Origin of the sequence: Neobacillus drentensis (assembly GCF_036966985.1) — a bacterium.
In the GTDB taxonomy this organism is placed as follows: domain Bacteria; phylum Bacillota; class Bacilli; order Bacillales; family Cytobacillaceae; genus Neobacillus; species Neobacillus drentensis_E.
In genome coordinates this window covers 5679-12176 of sequence record NZ_JBALSN010000257.1, presented here as the reverse complement: position 1 = coordinate 12176, position 6498 = coordinate 5679, and the positions used below count along the sequence as shown (strand labels likewise).

The following is a 6498-nucleotide window of genomic DNA, read 5'->3' as shown; positions in this document are numbered from 1 at the left end:
CAATGGCCGGTATCGGCTTATTATCTTCGCTTTGCGGCAAATAAATCCATCCTCTGAGCATGATTCCTTCAGCATTTATTTCCACATTATTTCTTGTAAAACCCGATTGTTTATTCATAACAGGTTAACTCCTTCTATGATTAAAAGGAAGTGTGGACTGCTCGCCCACAGTCATCTCCTTTGAAAAATAAATAACAGCTTCGAACTTTACTTTCCTATAAACTGAAAGCTCATCGCCTCATCAAGCAGTTTGTCGTCCGCAGTAACCCGGTTTACCACTCCGATGCCCTTATTCACCTTTCTCGGAATAAAAGTAAGATGAGTCAACCTCGCCGGAAAGGCGATCTCTTAACACTGCGGAAAACTTCAATGCGCCTCCCAGAGGGCGGTGATGTATCGCAATATGCGCGATTGCTTTATTTTCGTTGCGCGTAAGTACAGTGACACGCTTGAGATGTACGCCGTCAAATGTCTATGCTTCCCATTCTTTATACTCCTGAAGGCCGGCAGTCGTACTTCTCGTAAACGTCAAGCTTTCATTGATTTTGCTGGCTTCTCCCAACACCTTCTGAACGTTTTCCCGCCCAGTGATAGGGGCGTTCAATACTGTGGCTTCGAACATTACACCTCATGCGAATGCCTCGGCAAATGCGGTTTCAGACTTATTCGCGAATGCGGTTTCCCAGTCGCTCTGTTGTTTTATCCATCTCAATCACTCCTATTCAATAGTTTGAAAGTATTAGTTTACAAAATAAAGGGTTCTAGAGCTTTGTAAGCTTTATTTAAAATAAAGGCTCTTTTTATGACCGCCATTGTACAGCTAATGTGCATTTTAAAACTAACGAAGATCCCTTTTAATTAAGCTTTGACAGCATTTGCTGAACCCCAAAGCGCTCCAGGGTTTACTCGATTTGGATAAAGATCAAGCATTGCATTGTATAAATCTAAAACGTTGTCTGTTTCTTTATCCAAACGAATAAAGTCTAACAGATATTGTTTAGTTTCATCCAAAATTTTTGGGTTATTATCATTTTCAGGGACTTTATGACCCGCAATAACAAATTTAGAATTTAATTCTTTCAAGCCATCGATCGCTAGGATCCATTCAAGTCGAGAACTCTCTGTTGTTTCAGCTAGATGCTGATGGATTCCGTTGTAAACAACATCACCTGCCACCAGTAATTCAATATCTGGAATCCATAATGACGTTGTATTTGCTGTATCCGTAAATCCAGCTTCAATGATTTCCAACCTATGATCTTCAAGTTCAAAAGAATTTGAATCGATCACATCGGGAAAAACTTGGGGTTGAGGAATTTGATTAGGGAATAATTTACCCCAAAAACTTTCAATATGTTTTGGACTTCCTTGTTTATAACTCACTTCAACAGATCCTTTTGTTGCTAGTGCTTTAACATTGGGAAATGCCTCTTTTATTTGTTTGATTCCAAAGAAATGATCGCCGTGACCATGCGTGATATAGATGTATTTTAAGTTACGATCAAAAGTCTTTATCCAATCAATCAATTTTTGGTTTTGTCCAATTGTAGTAAAAGTATCCACTAAAACTGCGTCTTTTTCTCCATAAATTAAAGTAGCAGTATTGGAAACCCATTGAAGTTCTTCTTTTCCTTTTGGTAGGTTTCTTGTGAGACCGGCACGTTTTACGCATAATTCAGCGAATTGTAAGTTTGACATTTTAATCATCCTTAAATTTTATTTTTACTATACGATAACCCCAGGAATGACTGAAAACCCATCCATACCCAATAAATAGCAGCAGTATTTTTCAATTACATGTAGTATGCGGGCTAAAGATTCTCCAGATACGATGAGTGACAACGTGTCTGTTTTTAGTTTTAAAATATGGTTTTCCAACTCTACTTCAGATTGAGTTGGTTGTCTTGCTTTCAATGGTGACTGCCCCTTCTCGTTCGTTACTTACTAGTAAGTAAGTTAAGGCTGTTTTGCAATAATTAATTCCTTACCGATCGTTCGCGGCTTTGGACGAAACATAATCTGATGTCTGATGAAATTAATGTTTTTAGAATGATCCATAACAAAGAAACAGCGACGGGTAAATGACCCTAAAAAGAAAGTCTAAGACCGCCGCTTGTGTTTCAGCCTTTTATTCAATTTAGTCAGCTTCAGTCGAACGCTCAAACCATGTGTTGACTTCTTCAAGCCGTTTGGTATAAGCTTCGCGAATCGTATATGCAGCTTGAGATCCAACTGCCAAACGAAGCGGCGAATTGTCGCTTTTTATAACGGAAATAATCAGTTCCACTGCTTTTGCCGGGTCGCCGGTCTTGATGTTCGACATACCTTTCTCGTATGCTTCATATAGCAGAGCATATTCTTGTTTCTTCTCGGTATGCTGCATCGATTCGCCAAAAAACTCTGTTGCGTACACGGAAGGCTCCACGATTGTCGTCTTGATCCCGAAACCTGCGAACTCTTGCGCGAACGCTTCGGAGAAGCCTTCAACTGCAAACTTGGATGCAGCGTATATGCTGTACGGAGGTATGGACCAAGTTCCGAAGAAGGATGAAAAATTAACGTAATGGCCCGATCCTTGACGTTTAAAGATGGGGAGTGTTGCTCGGATGACATCTAGTACACCGAACACGTTGACGTCGAACTGCTTCCGGATTTGTTCATCCGTATACTCCTCCATCATTCCGAACAGTCCGTATCCGGCATTATTCACCACAATATCGATTTTCCCGAAAACGTCAACGGCTTCTTGAACGGCGGATTGAATTTGTGCCTTATTTGTCACGTCCAAAGCTGCTAGGTGAACACGATCCGGTGCCAGTTCTTTAAAATCCTGAATAGATTCAAGTTTGCGTGCCGTTGCGATCACTTTGTCTCCTGCTTGAAGCAGCTGCTGCACAAATTGCCGTCCGAATCCTGACGAAGTTCCTGTAATAAACCATACTTTACTCATCGTAATCATTTCTCCCTTTTTAATTATTCAGATCCGATCCTCCGCTTTGATGACAAAACTTGACAGCGATCGATCAATAACTTTTTGCTTTTTGAATTTAATAATTTTTGCTCTTTAATATTTCCTCCCGAAATTTTCCTTTATATTTACAACTAGTGATTTTGAAAATTCCATAATTTGCTCCGCATTTGAATTGAATTCTATTTTAGTGAATTCATTTAGTAACTGTAATATTTGATTCGCTGCTTGGAAATTTTCATTCGCAATTTGGGCTTGTATGCTCTCTGAGCCGTGGATTTTTACATTCTCTCTTAAAATTTCCAGCATTTCTTCCATTTCATTGTGACAATTTATAAAATCTTGCATGGATTTCTCTGTTGATGTAACTTTAGAATATTTAGAATAATAACGATTAAATCTGATTGAATAAATCAACACATAGATAACAATTACCGCAGCAAACAAATTTAGAATAATCAATGAGAAGTTCAAGCTAAAAAATTGAGTCAGCACTCCGACTCCAATAGGAGGAATTATGAATCCGGAGTAGGCGCATAAATAAAATGCCGAAATGACTCGCGGACGTTCTTCCGGTTTCGGCAACTGGCTGGCAAACCTTAAAGCAACTTGAAACGTCCACCCACCGCCAATTGCTTGAATGAATATGCTGGCCCATACCAAAAATAAATTCGCTGTCAGACCAGAAAATACAATGCCCCATGATCCAATAGCAAGTAGTAAGATTCCAAAGCGCATCCGTGAGACTGGATGACTCGGCCAAGGAACGAACTGAGCCAAAGCCCCTCCTCCAAGAAGCAACAAGATTATAATCCCTGAAAAGGCAAGATTTGAAGTGTGAATGACATTTCTGACGAAAGAAGGTATTAGGGATAACGCAATTCCTTGAATTGTGAAAACAGTAAAGATCGGCAGTGCAGCAAATGACCAAAAATGTGAACGGATACTATTAGGCACTCCAAGTGATATCTTAGTCTTAGCCGGTTTCTGCATGAGGGAATCCTCATGCTTAGGAAGAGTTTCCAGAATTACTAAAGAAGTAATTAACATTACAAGTAAAAACCAGAATGGTACTCTAAGCGGCTGCAGATGTAAATATTGCAAAATTAAACCAGCAATAGCTGGACCTAGGCCAAATCCGATGAGTACCGTTGCTCCTGATAACTTGATAGCTGTACTTACTTTATTAGGAGAGATTTGTTTTATTAAAAATGCAGCGGCAGTACCTGTAAAAGAGCCATATGCAATACCTTCCAATATTCTTGCAGCATAGAGCATCCAAACATCAAAACTGCCTAGAAAGAGCAATGTAGAGGCAATAGAAATCCATATACTGCTGCGAAGCACCCTCTTCAATCCCCAGGCGCTCCCTTTGGCTCCTACAACAAACAGTGTCGGCAGTAGGATAGCGGCATAAACGGCAAACAAAATCGTAATTTGCAGACTATTCAATTGATAATGTTCACTGTACAAAGGAAATAACGGTGTAATAAATGTTGCACAGCAGGACATTATAAGATAAACCCAAAGCATTCTTTTCATTTTAGAAATTCCTACTTTCTCAATTTTATTTTACTTACTAGTTGGTAAGTTATATTCCTAGAAAAACCGCCTTTTTTTTTTTTAAAAAGACGGTTTATTTGATTCAGAACTTGAGATCATACATCCTTTACTAACATGCGTTAATCTTGCAAAGTACCTTCTATCCATGACAGAAATGTATAAGCTACTGATTTATCGGTAACGGCAACTCCGAAATCTTCTATTTTTTCAAAATGATAGTGAATGGTTGCCTTATTTACCCCTGCTGTTTGGAGAAATCATCAAAACTTATGGCAACATAACTCTTTTCCGGAATAAGTTTTAGTGCCAGGCCTAAAATTTGTGTATTTCAATTTCCACTACTGTATTTTAACTTACTAGTAGGTAAGTGTCAAGCCAATAAGAGCAGAATTACTCTCCTCTTCCCAGTTCATTGGAGACCGAACTTACCTGCTTTATTCAAATCGACGTTTTTCTGCTTTAATATATAATTCACCGTCTAATTCTAAAATCTCTACTTGGCACTTTTTATCTTCCTACTGATTTTTCACCACGAAGGACCATACAGGTACTTAAAGCATGGGCTACTAATGAACCACTTTCATCAAAAACATCACACTTGATAAGCCCAATCGTTTTTCCTTTCTTTATAACCTCCCCTTTTGCTGTAATTTTTTCATTCCAAATCGGTTTCAAATAATTGATTTTAAGTTCAACAGTCGTAAAGGATTCATTCATTTCTAACAAACTTGAAAAGGCTACGCCCATTGCCATATCGGCTAGATCACATAGTATTCCTCCATGGATTGTTCCCATAGGATTTGCATGTTTCTCCGTATTACACTCTAATTCAAAAACTGCTTTACCCTCTTCAATTTGTAACAACTCTGCTCCAATTAACTTGGCAATAGGTGGCGGCGGAACCTCGCGATTAATTATTTTTTGCATATTTAAATTTCTCTCGTTCATATAAATCCCTCCAATAAAAAAATATAAACTGGTCTGTTTTTTATTATACACTAAACTTAGTTATAGTCGTCAATAAGATTTGAATATTCTAAAAAAATGGATGATTTAAATGATATAAAAGGTTATACTTGCATTAAAAAAGACTGTTCGGTTTTTATAATTTTTATGTAAATGAGGGTTAAAAATGCGTAAGGGAGAACGAACAAAACAGATGATTATTGAAAAGGCCTCTGGACTTCTAAATACCCAGGGATACTTGGCAACTTCCATTACAGATATAATGAAAAAGACTGGTCTGGAAAAAGGAGGGATATATAATCACTTTAATAGCAAGCAAGAACTATCTTTGGATGCATTTTCATTTTCTATTGAAACGATGTCCACAAACTTTCAAGAAGCAATTAGGAGCAAAAATACATCCATTGAAAAATTGAAGGCACTTCTTGAAGTCTTTTTGTTATTAGCAGAAGGGAAGCCTATTCCTGGCGGCTGCCCAATTCTTAATGCAGCAATCGAGTCCGATGATGCGCACCCAGCGTTACGTGATGCGACTAAAAAAGCAATGAATGACCTTTATTCTATGATCCTTCAAATTATTCGAAATGGGATAAGAAATAGTGAAATAGTCTCTACAATAGATTCGGAAACAGTAACGACAATTATTATATCTACTATTGAAGGATCTCTTATGATGACAAAGCTATATAACGACACCATTTATATAAATCGATCGATTGGATTTTTAAAAGACTACCTTTCAAAATTTGAAACTCCTTAGATACGCTTCCTTCTATTTAGTAGCTCAAAATGATTTAAATGCCCCAGAGATTATTCTGAGGCATTTAATATGATTCTTAGTATTAATTTTTAGACTTTGTTGGTTTAAGACAAATTGTAGATCCCTCTGTCCTTGATTGGGCTTATATACTTATAATAAATTCGAACCATCTAATTCGATGCTATATTAAACAACCTGAAGCGTAACGTCAATATTCCCTCTAGTTGCTTTTGAGTATGGA

7 protein-coding genes are annotated in these 6498 nt (G+C 37.8%); 1 reads left to right on the top strand and 6 read right to left on the bottom strand.

The window, feature by feature from the left end; genetic code table 11:
• Positions 1–472 precede the first annotated feature (472 nt).
• From V7659_RS17360 to V7659_RS17335, 6 genes are all read right to left on the bottom strand, one after another.
• Positions 473–622 (bottom strand): hypothetical protein, encoded by a 150-nt coding sequence (locus V7659_RS17360; protein WP_335541057.1) that lies wholly within the window; start codon positions 620–622, stop codon positions 473–475.
• Between the two features lie 236 nt (positions 623–858).
• Positions 859–1698, bottom strand: coding sequence for an MBL fold metallo-hydrolase (locus V7659_RS17355; protein ID WP_335541056.1), 840 nt, complete (start codon positions 1696–1698; stop codon positions 859–861).
• 27 nt (positions 1699–1725) lie between these two features.
• The gene (locus V7659_RS17350; RefSeq protein ID WP_335541055.1) at positions 1726–1914 is read right to left on the bottom strand and encodes a hypothetical protein; all 189 of its coding nucleotides are present in this window, start codon (positions 1912–1914) and stop codon (positions 1726–1728) included.
• Positions 1915–2137: 223 nt separating this feature from the next.
• Entirely contained in the window at positions 2138–2950 is an 813-nt protein-coding gene (locus tag V7659_RS17345; RefSeq protein ID WP_335541054.1) for an SDR family NAD(P)-dependent oxidoreductase, read from the bottom strand.
• Between the two features lie 114 nt (positions 2951–3064).
• Positions 3065–4501: an MFS transporter gene (locus V7659_RS17340; RefSeq protein WP_335541058.1), complete on the bottom strand. Its 1437-nt coding sequence runs from the start codon at positions 4499–4501 to the stop codon at positions 3065–3067.
• A 537-nt stretch (positions 4502–5038) separates the two neighbouring features.
• Complete coding sequence (locus V7659_RS17335; RefSeq protein ID WP_335541053.1) at positions 5039–5479, bottom strand: PaaI family thioesterase; 441 nt, start codon at positions 5477–5479, stop codon at positions 5039–5041.
• A gap of 184 nt (positions 5480–5663) precedes the next feature.
• Between V7659_RS17335 and V7659_RS17330 the strand changes: the two genes are divergently transcribed.
• Positions 5664–6257: a TetR/AcrR family transcriptional regulator gene (locus V7659_RS17330; protein WP_335541052.1), complete on the top strand. Its 594-nt coding sequence runs from the start codon at positions 5664–5666 to the stop codon at positions 6255–6257.
• Positions 6258–6498: the final 241 nt, after the last annotated feature.